1 rRNA gene is annotated in these 287 nt (G+C 37.6%); it reads right to left on the bottom strand.

What is annotated here, in order from left to right:
* Nucleotides 1–135, bottom strand: a 23S ribosomal RNA gene (locus CES79_RS12450); the annotation flags it as partial.
* Nucleotides 136–287: the final 152 nt, after the last annotated feature.

Genomic DNA, 287 nt, shown 5'->3' with positions numbered 1-287 from the left:
ATGATTGGGTTTCCCCATTCGGAAATCTCCGGATCAAAGCTTACGTACAGCTCCCCGAAGCATATCGGTGTTAGTCCCGTCCTTCATCGGCTCCTAGTGCCAAGGCATTCACCATGCGCCCTTGATAACTTAACCTCATCACTAACGTGATGGATTAATTGAGTATTACGCGAAGTAAATAAACTTTACTAATAAAAAACTCAAAATACGCGGTGTTCTCGGCTTAATTAATGAAATTATTAATTAATTATAAAAGAAAATTGATATTATCTAGTTTTCAAAGAACC

Source organism: Secundilactobacillus silagei JCM 19001, assembly GCF_002217945.1.
GTDB lineage: Bacteria > Bacillota > Bacilli > Lactobacillales > Lactobacillaceae > Secundilactobacillus > Secundilactobacillus silagei.
The sequence above is the reverse complement of the archived record's forward strand: the minus strand, read 5'-3'. Positions and strand labels throughout refer to the sequence as shown.